Raw genomic sequence first — 16,857 nt, 5'->3', positions numbered from 1 at the left:
AAATATACATAGATTTAAAAAAATAAAAGTCCATAATGGACTTTGTCTTAGACTGTTTGAGAAAACGTTTTTTTGATTTTGGTTCTCATAACAATCAATACAGATATTGTAATAAGATAAAATAATCAAGAAACTATTAAACCAATTAAAGGGATTCACTCTAAAACATTTTCCGGTATTTTTTTGTAAAAAATAACAACCAAAACCGAAAAAGATATCAATAGTACGAAACCTAAAATATAGGTTACTCTTTGTCAAAAAAGAAATTTAAAATCTCTGGTTCTTGTTAAAAGAATAATAAAGAAAACTATTCATAAAACAAATAATCCAAGTGAAACATAATTAAATATTTCACCTACTTTTTTATTCTCAACAAACTTTGCTATTAGAAAGGTTGTCAACCCAAAAAACATGAAAAATATTTCTAGTAAAATATTTATAAGAGCGGCATTTCTTGCTCTTCTTGCTGATATATCCATTCATCCTCCGTCAATAATATTCTAACAAATACTAAATGATATTTTTTAAAAAAGCAACATGCAAAGTTGTGTTGTTTTTTTAAGATTACAAAGATAAATTTCCTAAATTATTTAAATCACTAGGTTTCTTTGAAGATATCTAAGCATTCTTTTTGCCGGAGTTTGAGATAAAATATGCTCAATTGTTTGATCTTTATTTAAACTCTTGTATCTTTGTTATGTTTTGAGTAATACTTTCATTTTTTACCTTAAAATTTATTAAAATTAATTTTTGGGTTATAAAAAAATATAATTTAAAAGCTTCTTAGACCACAACAATTTTAATTAAAAAAAGACCAGTTGGTCTTTTTTGTTTATTTTTTTATTCTAACAAGTAGGATAACCAATAATGTTGTTGATAATACATAAAAAGTTAGCATTAAAGCAAAATACGATATATATAACGCTCTTATGTCTACGCTTGATTTTGCACTTATGATTATTGTAAAAATAATCATTCATAATAGTGCTAATCCAAACAGCGATAAATATATTCAATTGAATAATTTAAGTGCTCTACTTCCTCATGATTTGATCAAAAATAATGTAACAACAAATCCTCACAAAATCATTGTTGTTCATAATCCAACTGTTGAATCTAAGAAATATCCAGTAAATATGTATCTCATAACTAATGCTAATATTAAGAATATCAATATAGCTAAGTTATAAATTATCAAATCAAATGTATTTCTCGAAACGTATGAAGTTTGTCCTTCTACTTTTACAGATCTTCTACTCATTTATTTGCCTGCCTCAATTTCTTTTAAAGATTTTTCAAGACCATCTAGTTGTAATGTGATGTTATCTAAGACTGATTTACCAGTTAAACCTTTAGAAGTTTTATCTAAAGTTTCTTTTTCTTCTTTAGAAGACTTGTCATAAGCTTCATATTGCAATTTAATTGCACTTAATGTGATTTTCAGACCAGGAATTGCAAGTGCTTTAATTCCGGTTAATTTATCCATTCTTTTTCCTAGGTCTTCAATTCTTCCGCCAATAGTAAGACTACAAGAAGCCGTTAAAGCAACAGTAGCTATTGATGCAGACGATATTGAACCTAATAATATTTTTTTCTTTAAATTCATATATTCCTTTACTTATTAATAATACTAAAAATAAGTAAACTGCTTATTTTTTACTTAGCTTTTTCCAGCTCAGCAATTTCCTTTTCCATTCTAGCCAATTCATCATCTAGATGTTCTAGTAATGTCTTGCCTGTTAATAATTTGGTTGCAGCATTAAGTTCCTTCTTTTCTTCAGAAGTAGCTTTGTCATACTCTTTTAATCCATCTTTTTCTTTCTTTAAAGAAGAAACTATTAATACTCCTGGTTGGCCAAGTTTTTCGGCACGAGCTATTAGTTTATCAATCTTTTTTTCTCTTGAACTAGCACAAGATACTGACACTGCTATAGCAGCTACACCAGAGACTAAAACAGCGCCTGATAAAATAAATTTATTTAATTTCATTTTTTTCCTTTATTATTTTTTATAACATTATGATTATACTAAAAATACTATAAATAAGCAAAATAAAGAAAATGATTTTCATGAAAAAATGTTGGTTTAACCAACACTTTAACAAATTATTTTACTTTATTTAATTCTTTTTCAAGTACATTCAATTTGTTTTTTACTGTTTCATTAAAGGTTTTGCTTAAACCTTTCTTTTTTGCTTCTTCTTTTATAGTTTCAACTTGTGCTCTAATTACTGTTTTCAGTGTATCAAATATAGGTTTTATCGTTTTTGAAATCTCAGTTAATTCTTCAACCTTCAAATTTTTAAGAACATCTTCTAATTCTTTAAAATTAGTCCCATCTGAAAAACCATCAAACAAGTCATCAATATCTTTTGTTTTTATACCATTATTGTTATTTTCGATTTCAGAATCAACAACATTATCAATGAGAGAAACGGCAACAGTAACGAGTTCATGAAATGATTTTGCACCCAATTTTATAGCTACATCATCTAAGGATTTATTGTATATATCTAAAAAATTGCTACCATTATAAGTAGTTATAGTTTTTTCTAAGCCATCTAAAAGCATATCGAATATTGTTCCATCATATATAGCTAATATAACTGAATCAACTAGTTTTTTTTCATTTTTTGTTAGGTTATCATAAATATCAATTTGTTTTTTTTGTTCTTTAAGTTCTTCTAAAATAGGATTTGCTTTTTCACCAAGAGATTGCGCTTCTGTGATTAAAGCATCAACTCTTTTATCATTTGGTTGACCACAAGAAATAGAAACAGTACCAAGTCCTATTATTGATGATAAAATTAAGCTACCTAAAATAATTTTTTTAATTTTCATACTTACCTCTTTTAATATATTTTAATTATAGTAAATTTCAAAACAAAAAAACATAATAAAAGGAAGCCAACTTCCAAATTTATTACTTCTTGTTTTCAATTACTTTACGCATAAAAGCATCAAATAATTTGTGTGAATTTAATATAGTCGTATTAAATTCTGGATGGTATTGAACACCAACATAAAATGGGTGATTTTTCAATTCACATGTTTCGGCAAGTTCTTCCTTTAAACTAAAACCAGAAAATATAAAATTATTATCTTGAATAAGTTTTACATATTTTTTAGAAACTTCATATCTATGTCTATGTCTTTCTGAAACTATTTCATTTTTGTAAATATTGTGAACAATAGAATCTTTTAAGAGTTTTGTATCACTTGAACCTAATCTTAAAGTGCCTCCTAAATTTTTAGATTTATCCTTACCTTCGAGTATATCTAAAACAGCAACTCCATCGTTTTTTGATCTCATAAATTCAGCACTATTTGCATTGGTTATTCCCACTAATCTAGCTTGGTTAACAACCATAGCTTGAAATCCTAAACATATTCCTAATGTAGGAATTTTATTTTCTCTTGTAAAGTTAGAAACCATTATTTTTGACTCAAAACCTCTTGCTCCAAAACCAGGTAAAATCAAAACTCCATCATAACCATTTATCACTGTTGCACAGGTTTTTTGGTTAATATTTTCTGCATTGATTAGATCGAATTTTAAACTCACTTCATTATGCGCTGAAGATATTTTTAGCGATTCGATAATCGATAGATATGCATCTTCAAGTTCTGTATATTTACCAATTAAAGCAAGTTTAATCAATGCTTTTTTATGTTGTTCAATTTTGTTAATAAAGTTTTTTCAAGGTTGTAAATTATTATGAAAATTACTTGATTCTTTTAAATTGAAATGGTTAAAAATATTGCTCAAAATATTTTGCTCTAATAAAAATAAAGGTATCTTGTAAATATTAGTTTGATCAGGTACTGAAATAATTTTATTTTGATCAACAAATGTCGTTGATGATATTTTTGAAATCATATTTTTGGGTAATTCGCCTTGACTTCTTAAGAGTAAAATATCAGGATTTAGCCCAAAGGTTCTAAGTGTATTTATAGAAACTTGAGTAGGTTTAGACTTAAATTCTTTTGTTGCTGCTAAGTAAGGAACAAAAGTAACATAGAACATCATTGAGTTTTTTCTATATAAATTAAAAAACTTTGCAAGTGCATATATAAATGGGTTTGATTCAATATCACCAACTGTTCCACCTATTTCAACAATCATAAAATCTGGTTTTGTGGCTTTAGCGCTATCTAAAATAATTGAAATAATTTCATCAATCACATGAGGAACTACTTGAACTGTTTTTCCTTCATAATCTCCATTTCTTTCTTTGTTTAAGATTCTTTGGTAAATTTTCCCTGATGTAAAATTACTTGTTTTGTTAAGTCTAACCCCTATAAATCTTTCATAATGTCCTAGATCTAGATCGGTTTCTCCACCGTCTTCAGTTACGTAAACTTCACCATGTTCGTTTGGCGACATAACACCCGGGTCTATATTGAGATAAGGATCAAGTTTTAAAACAAATACACTATAATCATTGGCTTTTAATAGATTACCTAAACTTGCTGCTGTAACTCCTTTTCCTAATCCTGATATAGTTCCACCAGTTACAAATATAAATTTTGTCTTCATTTTTCTCCTTCTAAAAATAAAATACACCGCTAGAAAAATAGCAATGTATCTTTGTACATATATTATTTAATAATTTTTGTTACTGAACCAGCACCAACTGTACGTCCACCTTCACGGATAGAGAATTTTGTTCCTGCTTCAACAGCGATAGGAGCAATAAGTTTAACTTTTAAGTTAACATTTTCTCCTGGCATAACCATTTCACGTCCAGCTTCGAATTCAACTCCACCAGTAACGTCTGTTGTACGGAAGTAGAATTGAGGTTTATAGTTCTTTAAGAATGGTGTATGACGTCCACCTTCTTCTTTTTTAAGTACATAAATTGCAGCTTCGAATTCTGTGTGAGGAATAATTGAACCTGGTTTAGCTAATACTTGTCCACGTTCTACATCTTCACGGTTAATTCCACGTAGTAATAATCCTGCATTATCCCCAGCTAAAGCTTCTTTTAAGTTTTTACGGAACATTTCAATTCCTGTAACAACTGTTTTTTTAGTTGCGTGTAACCCAACAATTTCAACTTCATCATTTAATTTTAATGTTCCACGTTCTACACGTCCTGTAGCAACAGTTCCACGTCCTGTAATTGTGAAAACGTCTTCAACGGCCATTAAGAATGGTTTGTCTAAGTCTTTTTGAGGTGTTAAAATGTATTCATCAACCGCAGACATTAATTCCATAATTTTGTCTTCGTATTCTGCATTTCCTTGTAAAGCTTGTAATGCTGATCCACGAACAACTGGTGCATTATCTCCATCAAATCCGTATTCTGATAATAATCCACGTATTTCCATTTCAACAAGGTCGATCATTTCTTCACCGTCTTTACCTTGTAGCATGTCGCATTTGTTTAAGAAAACAACAATACGAGGAACTCCAACTTGTCTTGATAAAAGAATGTGTTCTTTTGTTTGAGGCATTGGTCCATCTGTTGCAGCAACAACTAAGATTGCTCCATCCATTTGAGCTGCTCCGGTAATCATGTTTTTAACGTAGTCAGCGTGACCAGGACAGTCAACGTGTGCGTAGTGACGTTTTTCTGTTTGATATTCAACGTGTGAAGTATTAATTGTTATCCCACGTGCTTTTTCTTCTGGTGCATTATCGATTGAAGCATAATCACGAGCTTCTGATAATCCTTTTTTTGATAAAACTGTAGCAATTGCAGCTGTTAAAGTTGTTTTTCCATGGTCAACGTGTCCGATTGTTCCAACGTTAACGTGTTCTTTGCTACGGTCAAAATCTATTTTTGCCATATAATCTTATTTCCTTTCAATATTTTTTTGAATTTTAGCGCTAAAACCCACCTAAAGTCTAGCCTTACAACTAGATCCTATCCATAAGCACTAAAAACTTAATATGTATAAAATTACTTTATATTATATATTAAATTATTAATTATTTTTAAAATTGATTTTTGATAATAAAACAATGTTTTATATGAATTAAAAGTTAAATTCTATCTTTTAAAAACTTTTTCAAAAATCTTGCAACTCCAGCATTTGTAAAATCTATCTCTGTATTAATGTCTGCAACAGATTTTAGTTCTGGTACTGAATTGTTTAAGGCTACTAAACAACCTATTTTATCTTTTGGAGAAGCATCATTAAGCGAATCACCTATGTGCATTGCATATTTAGGATCAATTCCATATATTTTACATCATTCTAGTTCGCCATGACCCTTTGAAACATTATGAGCTGTTATTTCTATAAATTCATTATGTTTACCACTTAAACAAATCGTTAATTTGCCTTTGTATTTTTGATTTCACTCATCATGAAGTTTCTTAACTTTTTGTTTTGATGGACATCATAATAAAAGTTTAAAAACTTCAATTCCACCTTTATAATCCTTGTATAACTTAGCGTTATATTTAGCAAATTTCATCACAAATTTATAAAAAATGTTACTTGCAAATGCTAAATTTTTAGGATCAGAGTTTAGTATAACACTAATTTTTGAAGTTTTAATATCATCAAAAATTTCATTAACAATAGGTTCTGGAATAGGTTTTTTAAAAGCTAATTTTCCGTCAATAACTATTTGAGCTCCATTTCAAGCTATATATGAGTTTTGATTTAATCTTGAAACCAAAACATCAGTGGCATCATTAACCCCTCTACCTGTTGAAACCACTACTGGAATTTTTTTATTTAATTCAATTAAATACTCGTAATTTTCTTTACTTATATCTCTTATTTTTCCATCTTTAATGTCTATTAACGTTCCATCTAAGTCTAGAAATATAATTTTTGGTACAAATGTTGTATTCATAAACAAATTATAAGATAGTTTTAAAAATTAAAAAGCATTCTTATAGAATACTTCTTTTTAAAATTGCATTTATTATTCGTGCAACACCTGCTTTTTTGTTTTTGGGTCCAATAATATCTGCCATATCCTTAAATTCTTTATCTGCATTTTTCATTGCTATTGTTTTACCAACTGTACCAACAGTAACAGAATCGGACATCGAATCACCGATGTGAATAGTTTCTTTAATATTGATACCTAGTTTGTTGGCTATAAAAATACTAGCACTAAGTTTATTAGTATCTTTATCTGTTATTTCAAGAACTCAATTGCCATTAGCTGTGTATGTATTAACCGAATGAAAGTCATTATTAATTTTTTTAACTAATTTTTTCATTTTAAATGGTCAAGTTAAAAAAGCAATTTTAACAATTCCGACTTTGTTTATCGCCTTTGATTCTTTACAAATTTCAACATTTACTCTTTTTCCTCAAAACTTCTTAGCTACTCATCGATGAAATTTATTATAGACAATTAGATCCTCATGCTCATCCGAAAAAAGAACAAAAGGTATTTTGTTTTTTATAGCATAATCTTTAATAAAACCCAACGTTCTTTGATTAAAAAAGTCTCTTTTGATTAAATTTTTGTCTTCATAAATATGTGCACCTGATGAACAAATTATGAACTCACTTGGAATTTTTGAAAGTATTTCTTGTACTTTATGATCGTTAAAACTTCTTCCTGTCGAAACAACTAAATGAGAATATTTTTTAAGTTCATAAAGTGCTTGTAAATTTTCTTCACTAATTAATGTTTTACTTTTTTCATCTATCAATGTTCCGTCAAGGTCAATGAAAAATATTTTTGGTCCTATGTATGTCATATTTTAATTATAGTTATTTTTTTGAATTCATTTTTTCTAATTGAAGAAAAGCATACTGAGCAATCATAGCTCCATTATCTGTAGCATACTTTAAATTAGGAATAATTGTATTATCAAAAATTTTAACAAATTCCTTTCTTAAATAAGAATTAGCACTTACCCCTCCACCAAGTATAAGTGTTTTTATATTGTGCTGTGATACAGCTGTTTTAGTTTTTTCTATAACGTAATCAATTGCTGTTTTTTGGAAACTTGCAACTACTTGATTAACATCTATTTTAGTGTTTTTTTGAAATGAATTATGAATGTAATTTATAACTTGTGTTTTTAAACCACTGAAAGAAAAATCTAGTTCTTTTAAAGTTTTTGGTTTAGTAAAAGTAATAAATTCACCACGATAATTTTCAAAAATTTTATCAATTATAGGTCCACCGGGAAAGCCGATATTTGATTTAGCAGCTACTTTATCAAAAACTTCTCCTATTGCGTCGTCCATTGTTTCACCAATTATTTCAATTTGATCTACATCTTTTGCTAGTAGCAATTGAGTGTGGCCACCCGAAACTAATAGGCATAACGCTGGAAAAATAACTTTATTATCAATGGAAGCTGAAAATAGATGTCCGTATAAATGGTTAATCGGAATAAGCGGTACATCAAGAGAAAGTGATAATGCACTTGCAAATAAAAATCCAATTTGAAGTGTTCCAATTAATCCTGGTTTTTCAGTGTATGCAATGTGACTAATATCTTTCAAATTATGTTTTTTAATCATTTGATCAAGAATTATAGCTATATTTTGAACATGTTCTCTTGAAGCTAATTCAGGAATAGTTCCACCGTATTTTTTAAAAAAATCTGCTTGAGATATACTTATCATATCTACTACACCATGTTCATTTAATAAAGCTAATGATGTATCATCATGGCTTGTTTCTATACCTAATATTAGCATTATTTTTTCTCTCCTATTTGAGGTTTTTTTATGTATAAAACACTTAAATCTAGCAAATTTTTTTTATCGGTTTTTATAAAAATGTTCTTATAATAATCTCAATTAATAACTAAATCATTATAATTGATTTTATTTAATATTCCTTCGAAGTTGTTAATTACTTCTATATTTTTTGAAGATTTTTTAAAGTGATATGCACTTCCGCCTTGTGCATCTAAATATAAATTTTCTGACTGGTTTTGTTTCTCTAAAATATCAAAACTTGTACAAGTGTAAACATCTAATTTATTGATCATAGCAAGGGTTCTAAAAAAAACCAAAGAGGATCTTGTTCCAGTAAAAAAACCAGGTCCTATATTCGTATACAATGATGATAAATCAGAAACTTTAAAATTGTTTTTTTTCAAAATTTCTTTAAATGAATCAACAATTAAATTAACTTTTTTCTTATATGAAGAGTAAAAAATATTATCAATTATTTTGTTGTTTTCATCAATTAAAAGAAGAAGGAAATCTTCACTAGATGTGTCTAAAAAAAGTTTCATTATTTAATCTCCTCAATTTTATAAACATGATAATTACCATCAATCTCAACATTAATTTTTATGTAATTTTTAAAATTATAATTTGTCTTATTTGCCCATTCTATAGCAACGATGTTATCCTCAAAGTAATCTTCAAATTCTTCAATATCGCCTTTATAGTTATATAAATCAATATGAATTAAACCATCATAAATTTTCATATAGTTAAAACTAGGTGAATTAATAGTTTCACCAATGTTTAGCAATTTTCCAATCTCTTTTACTAACGCTGTTTTTCCTGCTCCTAATTGGCCATCCAAAAGAAGAATTTTCTTTTCATTTAAAATGGTTAATAACTCTTTAGCAAAAATTACAACATCTTGAATTGTTTTAGTTCTATATTTAGTTGAGTTCATAAGTAATATAATAATACTTTATTTTACCTTTTGTTAAATATAAAAAAATGCGGCCACCCGCATTTTTTTATAAAGTTATTTTTTTAATTGGTTATAAACTTCACAAATTGCATTGTGTTGTCATGTACCTTTAAAATAAAAATATATTGGTGCAACAGGAAAGAATAATAAAGCTCACAGTAAGTATACTGTTTGACTAGCTACTCCTTTACGACCATTTTTTTCTAAGAATAATCTTCTTCTTGAAAGAATCTTAAATTTTCACACTAAGACATAAATACCAAAAGTAATTATTCCTAAAATTATAAATGCTAGTAATCCTCCCGTTTTACGTCTGTCTCCTTGACAAATTTGATTGGTTTCTTTAGCTACTCTATGTAGAAAAAACAATCCATAAATACCAAAAGTTACAAGTGAAAACAAGAAAATTCTTATTGCACTGTTATTTGTTTTTAACATTTTACTCCTTATTAGAAATTATTTATTTTAAATAATTTCTAATATATTTTATAGTATAAAAATAATAAATCTTTATAAAAGAACGGATTTTGATAATGATTTTATTTCTGCGCTTGTTGAAAAGGGTATTCTTGTTGTAAATTTGTTTTTACCTGCAACATACTTAAAAACATATCATTTGAATATATCGGTATTTCATTTTGAAACATTATCATTATAATATTCTCTTGAAGCAGTTATTTCCTTTTGTAATTGTGAGTTTTGTTGAATTGCATCCTGAATAGCTTTTATCGAGTTTAATTCTGGATATTTTTCAAAAGCAATGTTTATATTTCTAGATATTCCATCAAGCAATAAATTCTTATCATTTCTATCTTCAAGACTATTGTTTTTTCTAGGATTAGTGGATCTTAATTCAGCAACACCCAACATAACATCCTTATCAAGGGTTATAGATTTTTGAACAAGTGAGGCTGTGTTTTGCAAAACAATAACTCTTTGTTCTAAATAATTATCAACTTGTGAAGCAGATCTTTGAATTTTTTGTTGCAATTGATCAAAGTATTGTTTTGCCTTTATTTTTTTTACTAAAATTATTATCCCTGGAATTATTAAAAATATTCAAGCTAATATTTCTAATAAAACATAACTCAAACCAATTTTTACTTCCAATTGTTTGTTAATAACATTAACATCATTACCTTGGTTGTTAACAGGGCTTGTTAATTCGTCTAATTGATTAGCCATTAATTGATTTTTCCTTTTTATTTAATTCTTTTGCATAATCCATAACTATTTGTTCTAATAACTTAAGATCATACTCTCTATCTTGTTTTAATAAAATAAGAGTTGAGTTTTTAATTGTTGGAAATACATCAGATCCAAAATTATCATTTCAAAGCTCATGATTTGAAATATCTACACATGATCAAGTACTTAATAACGATTCTTTAACTGGTATTGATATTGCATAAAATCTTGATGTTTTTTTCACTGGGACATAATCATATCAAGTTACAGGAACAGGGTAATATTTCCCATTACCAGCTTTTACATCAATATAATCTACTTTCTCTACTGCATTAAAACCATATGCTGTTGCTTCAACCTCATCTACTAAACCGTGTTTTGTGACTAACTTTGTTTTCATAATGTCATCTATTAAAGATTCGTTGTGTGAAACCGCATCAATTTCATTTTTTAATAATTCATTCGCAAATTCTTCATGTTGAATTGTGGCAAAATTTGCTTCACCATTGTATTTTTTAGTTGTTTCTTTTGGTTTGCTATTGTGAAACTCGTGAGTAGCAAGAATTGGTGCAAATATATAATAAAGTTTTTTAAAATAAAAAACGTTTGCATCAATAAATTTTTGTCTAGCAATATTAATGTTTGTATTATAAAATTCATCTGGTGAATAATATAATTTACTATTACATTCAACAGTTGTCTCATCTATATAATCTTCAAATTTTAGATCTTCCAAACAACTCGACATTAAGATATTCATATTTGAATTTTTTACCCATGTATATACATCACCAAATGATGTATCTCTATCTCTAAATATGTCAGTTAATTCTTTTTGAGTTGATGGAGTAAATAGCATTCTAAAATCTTTTTCATTATTTCTATCTGTACAATTAAATAGAACTTCAAAATCTAGATTACTCATTAATGAGAATTGACCACCTTGTTTAGTTGAATTGCGATCTAATTTTTCAAATTCTTTTGCTTTCTTTTGAATAAATTTATCTACCTCATCAGGTTTTTTCGAATTCAATTCAGAAGGATCTCTAGAAAAATCTAGATTAGGCAGCAATTGATTACCATACAATAAAAATGGCGATTGATAGAAATTAGGATAAGACTTAACAACAGAAGCTTCAAGATTTTGTTTAACTGTTTTAATAACAGTATCACCGTTAATTTTTTTACTTTTTTCACTATATGCAACTTCAAGATTTCCAAAATATTTCTTGGTTTCGATTTCTAATTTGATCATATCTGCTAAAAGGAACTTATTACCGTAAAGTTCACCCGATATTAATGATTTATAAGAACCGTTTTTTCCAAAATCTATAATTTCAAAATTATATGTATTTAAAAAATTGTGTAATCATTCAGCATTTAGAAAATCGTTAAATTCAAAATCAGGAATAGTTTTACTTACTATTTGATTAAGAGTACCGTAAGAGTATAAACCATTTAATGGTTCTAATTGTTTTTTTACTAATTCTTTTAGTTCTTCTAATTTTGCATCGCTCTTTGAATTCATTAAGTTGTTTGCAAGTATTTTTTTATTAATCTTAAATACATACAAAATCATTAATATCGATATTATTAGCATTAAACCACCACTAAGTGAAAGTATTATTTTTTTAGTTGTTGTATAATCTTTTGCTCCTGATAAAACGAATGGTCCTATTAAGAAATATCAACCTAATAAAAAAAGAATTACACCTAAAACAATTAAAACTTTTTTCATTTTTTTATTTGTTTTGGTGGATTTTGTTTTTGAAACTAATGATTTTTCTAATTTTCTTATTTCTACATTAGTTTTGATGTTTTCTGAAATATCAATTTTAGATTTTTCAACAAGATCACAAAAGTAGTTTATAGTATTCTCTTCATGTTCTTGCTGATATTTATCTTTAAACGTTTTATTAACATCATAAATTTTTTCAATGTTTTTCATAATTTAATTTTCTTTCTTTCTCCTTTAAAATGAAATTATTTAATAAAAAAATTAGATAATTTCATAAACATTATATATATATATATATATATATAGGAAGTAAAAACATAAAATGACATAAATGTTCCACATTTATTTAGATAGTTATTTAATTAAGTTGATAAAAATATTCTATAATTATTTTTATTTAAGGAGATACATGAAGAAAGTTGTACTAATAGTTATAGACGGTTTAGGTCTAAGAGAAGAAAAACAAGGTAACGCGTTTGCATTAGCAAACACGCCTACCTTTGATATGATGTTCAAAGAATATCCAAATTCAATAATTCAAGCATCAGGAGAGTATGTGGGACTACCTGTTGGACAAATGGGAAATAGTGAAGTTGGACATTTAAACATTGGAGCTGGTACAGTAGTTTATACTGGGCTATCATTGATTAAAAAAGCTCTTGATGATAAGAAGTTTGCTAAAAATCAATCTTTTTTAACTGCATTTAATAGTGTTAAAAAGAATAATTCAACTCTACACTTAATGGGGTTATTAAGCCCAGGAGGAGTTCATTCGCTTGAAGATCATTTGTTTGCATTGCTTGATGCAGCCCATAATTTTGGACTTAAAAATGTTTCAGTTCATTGTTTCGGAGACGGAAGAGATGTTGCTCCAAAATCAATTTTAATTTCTATTGAAAAACTTCAAGAAAAATGCGATAAATATGGATATAAAATCGCAAGTATTGCTGGACGTTTTTACTCAATGGATAGAGACAAAATGTTTGATAGAGTTGAACAAGGATATGATGCACTACTGGGATTGACTGAAAGCAAATTTAATACTGCAAAAGAATTTGTAGAGGAACAATATTCAAAAGGAATTACTGACGAATTCTTAGTTCCATCAATTAATCAAAATTGTAAGAAAGAAGATTTTATAAACAATAATGATTCAATTATATTCTTTAATTTTAGACCAGATAGAGCAAGACAATTAAGCCATCTATTTATAAATTCAAAATTGTATGATGCAAAACCTAAAAACATAAGAAAAATATCAGAATTTGTTTCAATGATGAAATATGAAGGTTTAAATACTTTGGTTGCTTTTGATGAAATGAAAATTACACATCCTATTGGAAAAGTTTTAGAACTTGCAAACAAAAAACAATTAAGAATTGCAGAAACGCAAAAATATGCTCATGTTACTTTCTTTATGGATGGTGGAAATGATATTGAATATAAGAATTCAAAAAGAATAATGGTTCCTTCATTAAAAGTTGAATCTTATGCAACAGCACCACAAATGTCTGCAAAAGGAATTACTGATGAATTATTGGCCAACGGATTAGACTATGATGTAACAATTATGAACTATGCAAATCCCGATATGGTTGGACATACAGGAGATTTAAAGGCTACAGTTACAGCTGTTGAAGTTTTAGATAGCCAACTTAGAAGAGTTTTAGATTGAGCTGATAAAAATTCCGTAACAATCTTTATTACAGCCGATCATGGAAATGCAGAACTAACAGAAGACGCACAAGGGAACCCAGCTACAAAACATACTTCAAGTCCTGTTATGTTAATCTGTAACGATAAAAACGTTAGACTTGAAAACGGAAAATTAGCTAATGTTGCTCCAACTGTTTTAGATTACATTAATATAAAACAACCAAAAGAAATGGATGAAAAATCTTTACTTATAAAATAATTGATAAAAAACCAACAACCCTTTCAAACAATAGTTTATTTGGTTATTGGTTTTTTATCTGCTTCAATTATTTCTTCTTTTAACTCACTTAATAAATTATTATGCAAGTGAATTATTAAAACAAATAAGAAGATGTTAAATATTGCACCTAGTGGGATATTATATATAGAACTTATATCAAATGCAAAAGTTAATAATCATAAAACAATTTATAACCTTGTTTAATTTTTTTAATTTGGAATTGTCTTTTATAAACAGTATTCTTTAAAGAAAAAAACACCACTAAAAAGCAATGTTTTTTTCTTTAAAGTTATTTTAGTTTTTTGTTTAATTCGACTAATAACATAATAAATCCTATGAATTGAACTAAAGGTATAAAAAAACCTATTAATAATAGAACAAAAATTGTTGGTAGTTGTTCTTTGTGTGAAAATATAATAAGTTGTATTATAAAAATAAGAGAAGTTATTCCTAGTGCAAATATAACCAATCCAAATATTAGAATTGTCGCTATAGAACCTGATGCAGAACCTGATGCAATCATTGGTACCATTACCGCAAGAAACACTATTGATAAAATAAGTGTTAATGGGTATAGAACAAGCATAAAAATTGTTTTAGATTTCATAGATTTTAGTGTTTTTTCCATTAATATCTCCTTTTTGATATCTAATAAATTATATTAAAAATAAATAAAAAACCAACCTTTTGATGTTGATTTTAAACTTTAGTTTGTTTAATTAGTTATTCTTGTTTTTCTTCTTCAACAATTGTTTCAACATTTAAAATTTGTTCTTTTTGTTTTTGCATATCAAGTTCTTCTTCCTTTATCAATTTAGGAAGTTCAATAATCAACATAATAGCAGCAACAACTTCAAATACACCAATAAATATTCCGATAATCAGAAAAACGAATATTGTTTTTAATTTTTGTTTACCATTTGTAAATAGTATAAGCATAATAGTAAGAACCAATGAAACTAATGACAAAATTGCTTGGGGAATTCAAAATATATTTATTTTAGAAAGCGAATTTACAATTGATTCGACCAAACTTTTCTCGTCTTTAACTTCAGAATTACCTATTTCAATAAGTGATTTAAAAAGAAAAGAAAATGAAATAATTGTTAAAATTGTTGAAATAATACTTATTGATAACAATAATCATGATTGGATTTTTGCATTTTTATATTTTTCAATCATTTTTACCTTTCTTTCTTAACCTTTGATACAAATTCCTTATTAGAATTGTCTCTTGCACCCATACTAGATTTTATTAAGTTATCATAATCAATTGGTGATAAATTAGGTGGAATAATTATTCTTAATTTAAGTCTTAAATCTCCGGTTCCCTTTGATGTTTTAACACCTTTTCCAACTAATTTAATAGTCATTGTGTCATTGTAAGTTTTCTTTAATTTTATTTTGTCTAAACCATAAGGTGTTGGAACATCAATTATTCTTTCGTTGATAACATCAATGAATGAAATTGGTAATTCTAAATGAATATCATTTCCTTCGCGTTTAAAGTACTTATGTTCCTTCACCATAATTCTTATATAGAGATCTCCAACTTGTCCATTTGCACCTGGACCACCAAATCCCGATAATTTAAGGTTAGTGTTTGAAATAACACCAGCTGGAATAGTAATAGACATTTTCTTTGTTGATTTGATGAATTTTTCTCCATCACAACTTTTACATTTTCTAACTACAATTTTTCCGGTACCAGAACATTTTGGACACATTTCTCTTGAAGCAACGTCTCCAAAAAATGATCTTTTTACAACATTAACATATCCTTTACCAATACATGTTGAACAATTAACTAAATCACTAGATGATTCAGCTCCCGTTCCTTTGCAATGAAGACAGGGTTCATACTTTTCAAACGATTCCTTATAAACCGCACCAACTATTGCATCGGTGAATGGAATCATTCTTGTGATTTGATAATCTTGTGGCCCATTATTTGATGAATTATTTGCTTCTTGTTGAGATCTTCCTCCTCCACTGGTAAAGTTAAAAATATCTTCAAAGAAGTCACTAAATCCTCCAGATCCTCCACCAAAAGGATTACCACTAAATCCTCCTGCAAATCCACTAAATGGATTTCCGCCTTGCGAGTAACCATTATGAGCACCAGCATTTGGACCTCCCGATCCAAACATATCGTAGTCTTTTCTCTTTTTTTCATCAGAAAGGGTTTCATATGCCTCATTAATTTCTCTCATTTTTTGATCACTTGATGGATCTTGAGTTTTATCAGGGTGGTGTTGCATAGCTAGTTTTCTATATGCAGTTTTTATAGTTTTTGTGTCAGCGTTTTTACTAACACCTAAAATTTCATAATAATCTTTATTTGCCATAATGTTATTATTTTAGCACATTAATACTTAAATTGCTAAATAATCTCCTT

The 16,857-nt window shown here is 27.6% G+C and carries 20 protein-coding genes; 3 read left to right on the top strand and 17 right to left on the bottom strand.

Translation table 4 applies throughout. The annotated features are described in order from the left end of the window. Positions 1-47: 47 nt before the first annotated feature. Positions 48-479 (bottom strand): hypothetical protein, encoded by a 432-nt coding sequence (locus tag MCRO_RS00240; RefSeq protein WP_013054468.1) that lies wholly within the window; start codon positions 477-479, stop codon positions 48-50. A 450-nt stretch (positions 480-929) separates the two neighbouring features. Here MCRO_RS00240 and MCRO_RS04075 point away from each other — a divergent pair, with 450 nt between their 5' ends. Then, entirely contained in the window at positions 930-1,190 is a 261-nt protein-coding gene (locus MCRO_RS04075) for a hypothetical protein (RefSeq protein ID WP_013054604.1), read from the top strand. A gap of 71 nt (positions 1,191-1,261) precedes the next feature. Here MCRO_RS04075 and MCRO_RS00230 read toward each other — a convergent pair whose 3' ends face one another. The 13 genes from MCRO_RS00230 to MCRO_RS00170 all read right to left on the bottom strand — a co-directional run bounded on the left by MCRO_RS00230 (position 1,262) and on the right by MCRO_RS00170 (position 12,733). Continuing rightward, positions 1,262-1,606 carry a hypothetical protein gene (locus MCRO_RS00230; protein ID WP_041593995.1) on the bottom strand — a complete coding sequence of 115 codons (345 nt, stop codon included), beginning with the start codon at positions 1,604-1,606 and terminating at the stop codon, positions 1,262-1,264. A gap of 50 nt (positions 1,607-1,656) precedes the next feature. Further along, positions 1,657-1,989 (bottom strand): hypothetical protein, encoded by a 333-nt coding sequence (locus MCRO_RS00225; protein WP_013054658.1) that lies wholly within the window; start codon positions 1,987-1,989, stop codon positions 1,657-1,659. Between the two features lie 116 nt (positions 1,990-2,105). Next, positions 2,106-2,840, bottom strand: coding sequence for a hypothetical protein (locus MCRO_RS00220; protein WP_013054219.1), 735 nt, complete (start codon positions 2,838-2,840; stop codon positions 2,106-2,108). Positions 2,841-2,922: 82 nt separating this feature from the next. After that, complete coding sequence (pyrG, locus tag MCRO_RS00215) at positions 2,923-4,539, bottom strand: CTP synthase (RefSeq protein ID WP_013054175.1); 1,617 nt, start codon at positions 4,537-4,539, stop codon at positions 2,923-2,925. Positions 4,540-4,601: 62 nt separating this feature from the next. After that, entirely contained in the window at positions 4,602-5,795 is a 1,194-nt protein-coding gene (gene tuf / locus MCRO_RS00210) for an elongation factor Tu (protein WP_013054124.1), read from the bottom strand. A 196-nt stretch (positions 5,796-5,991) separates the two neighbouring features. After that, positions 5,992-6,816 (bottom strand): HAD-IIB family hydrolase, encoded by an 825-nt coding sequence (locus MCRO_RS00205; protein ID WP_013054134.1) that lies wholly within the window; start codon positions 6,814-6,816, stop codon positions 5,992-5,994. A 40-nt stretch (positions 6,817-6,856) separates the two neighbouring features. Then, positions 6,857-7,681, bottom strand: coding sequence for an HAD-IIB family hydrolase (locus tag MCRO_RS00200; protein WP_013054234.1), 825 nt, complete (start codon positions 7,679-7,681; stop codon positions 6,857-6,859). Between the two features lie 13 nt (positions 7,682-7,694). Beyond that, positions 7,695-8,636 (bottom strand): tRNA (adenosine(37)-N6)-threonylcarbamoyltransferase complex transferase subunit TsaD, encoded by a 942-nt coding sequence (gene tsaD / locus MCRO_RS00195; protein ID WP_013054667.1) that lies wholly within the window; start codon positions 8,634-8,636, stop codon positions 7,695-7,697. Continuing rightward, positions 8,636-9,181 carry a tRNA (adenosine(37)-N6)-threonylcarbamoyltransferase complex dimerization subunit type 1 TsaB gene (gene tsaB / locus MCRO_RS00190; RefSeq protein ID WP_013054751.1) on the bottom strand — a complete coding sequence of 182 codons (546 nt, stop codon included), beginning with the start codon at positions 9,179-9,181 and terminating at the stop codon, positions 8,636-8,638. Before tsaB ends, tsaD begins: the two co-directional genes overlap by 1 nt. Beyond that, entirely contained in the window at positions 9,181-9,576 is a 396-nt protein-coding gene (gene tsaE, locus MCRO_RS00185; RefSeq protein WP_013054555.1) for a tRNA (adenosine(37)-N6)-threonylcarbamoyltransferase complex ATPase subunit type 1 TsaE, read from the bottom strand. Before tsaE ends, tsaB begins: the two co-directional genes overlap by 1 nt. Positions 9,577-9,651: 75 nt before the next feature. Then, entirely contained in the window at positions 9,652-10,035 is a 384-nt protein-coding gene (locus MCRO_RS03970; protein ID WP_013054388.1) for a DUF4234 domain-containing protein, read from the bottom strand. Between the two features lie 72 nt (positions 10,036-10,107). Further along, positions 10,108-10,782, bottom strand: a complete 675-nt coding sequence (locus MCRO_RS00175) for a LemA family protein (RefSeq protein WP_013054303.1) — start codon at positions 10,780-10,782, stop codon at positions 10,108-10,110. Then, positions 10,775-12,733: an MAG1210 family protein gene (locus MCRO_RS00170; protein ID WP_013054245.1), complete on the bottom strand. Its 1,959-nt coding sequence runs from the start codon at positions 12,731-12,733 to the stop codon at positions 10,775-10,777. The genes MCRO_RS00175 and MCRO_RS00170 overlap by 8 nt, the downstream gene beginning before the upstream one ends. Positions 12,734-12,932: 199 nt before the next feature. On the opposite strand from MCRO_RS00170, the gene gpmI reads away from it, so the two are divergent. Together gpmI and MCRO_RS00160 are read left to right on the top strand one after the other, a co-directional pair. Next, a complete protein-coding gene (gene gpmI / locus MCRO_RS00165; RefSeq protein ID WP_013054150.1) occupies positions 12,933-14,438 on the top strand; it encodes a 2,3-bisphosphoglycerate-independent phosphoglycerate mutase in 1,506 nt (501 codons plus the stop codon). After that, positions 14,439-14,663 carry a hypothetical protein gene (locus tag MCRO_RS00160; protein ID WP_041593994.1) on the top strand — a complete coding sequence of 75 codons (225 nt, stop codon included), beginning with the start codon at positions 14,439-14,441 and terminating at the stop codon, positions 14,661-14,663. Positions 14,664-14,748: 85 nt separating this feature from the next. Here the strand turns inward: MCRO_RS00160 and MCRO_RS00155 are convergent, their stop codons facing one another. The 3 genes from MCRO_RS00155 to MCRO_RS04215 form a co-directional block, all read right to left on the bottom strand. Then, a complete protein-coding gene (locus MCRO_RS00155; protein WP_013054526.1) occupies positions 14,749-15,087 on the bottom strand; it encodes a hypothetical protein in 339 nt (112 codons plus the stop codon). A 95-nt stretch (positions 15,088-15,182) separates the two neighbouring features. Further along, entirely contained in the window at positions 15,183-15,641 is a 459-nt protein-coding gene (locus MCRO_RS00150; protein WP_013054157.1) for a hypothetical protein, read from the bottom strand. A gap of 2 nt (positions 15,642-15,643) precedes the next feature. Further along, on the bottom strand, positions 15,644-16,807 hold the full coding sequence (locus MCRO_RS04215; RefSeq protein WP_013054296.1) for a DnaJ C-terminal domain-containing protein: 1,164 nt from the start codon (positions 16,805-16,807) through the stop codon (positions 15,644-15,646). Between the last annotated feature and the right edge of the window lie 50 nt (positions 16,808-16,857).

Origin of the sequence: Mycoplasma crocodyli MP145 (assembly GCF_000025845.1) — a bacterium.
GTDB lineage: Bacteria > Bacillota_I > Bacilli_A > Mycoplasmatales > Metamycoplasmataceae > Mycoplasmopsis > Mycoplasmopsis crocodyli.
Note: the sequence above shows the minus strand (reverse complement) of the source record. Positions and strands in the feature narration are given on the sequence as shown.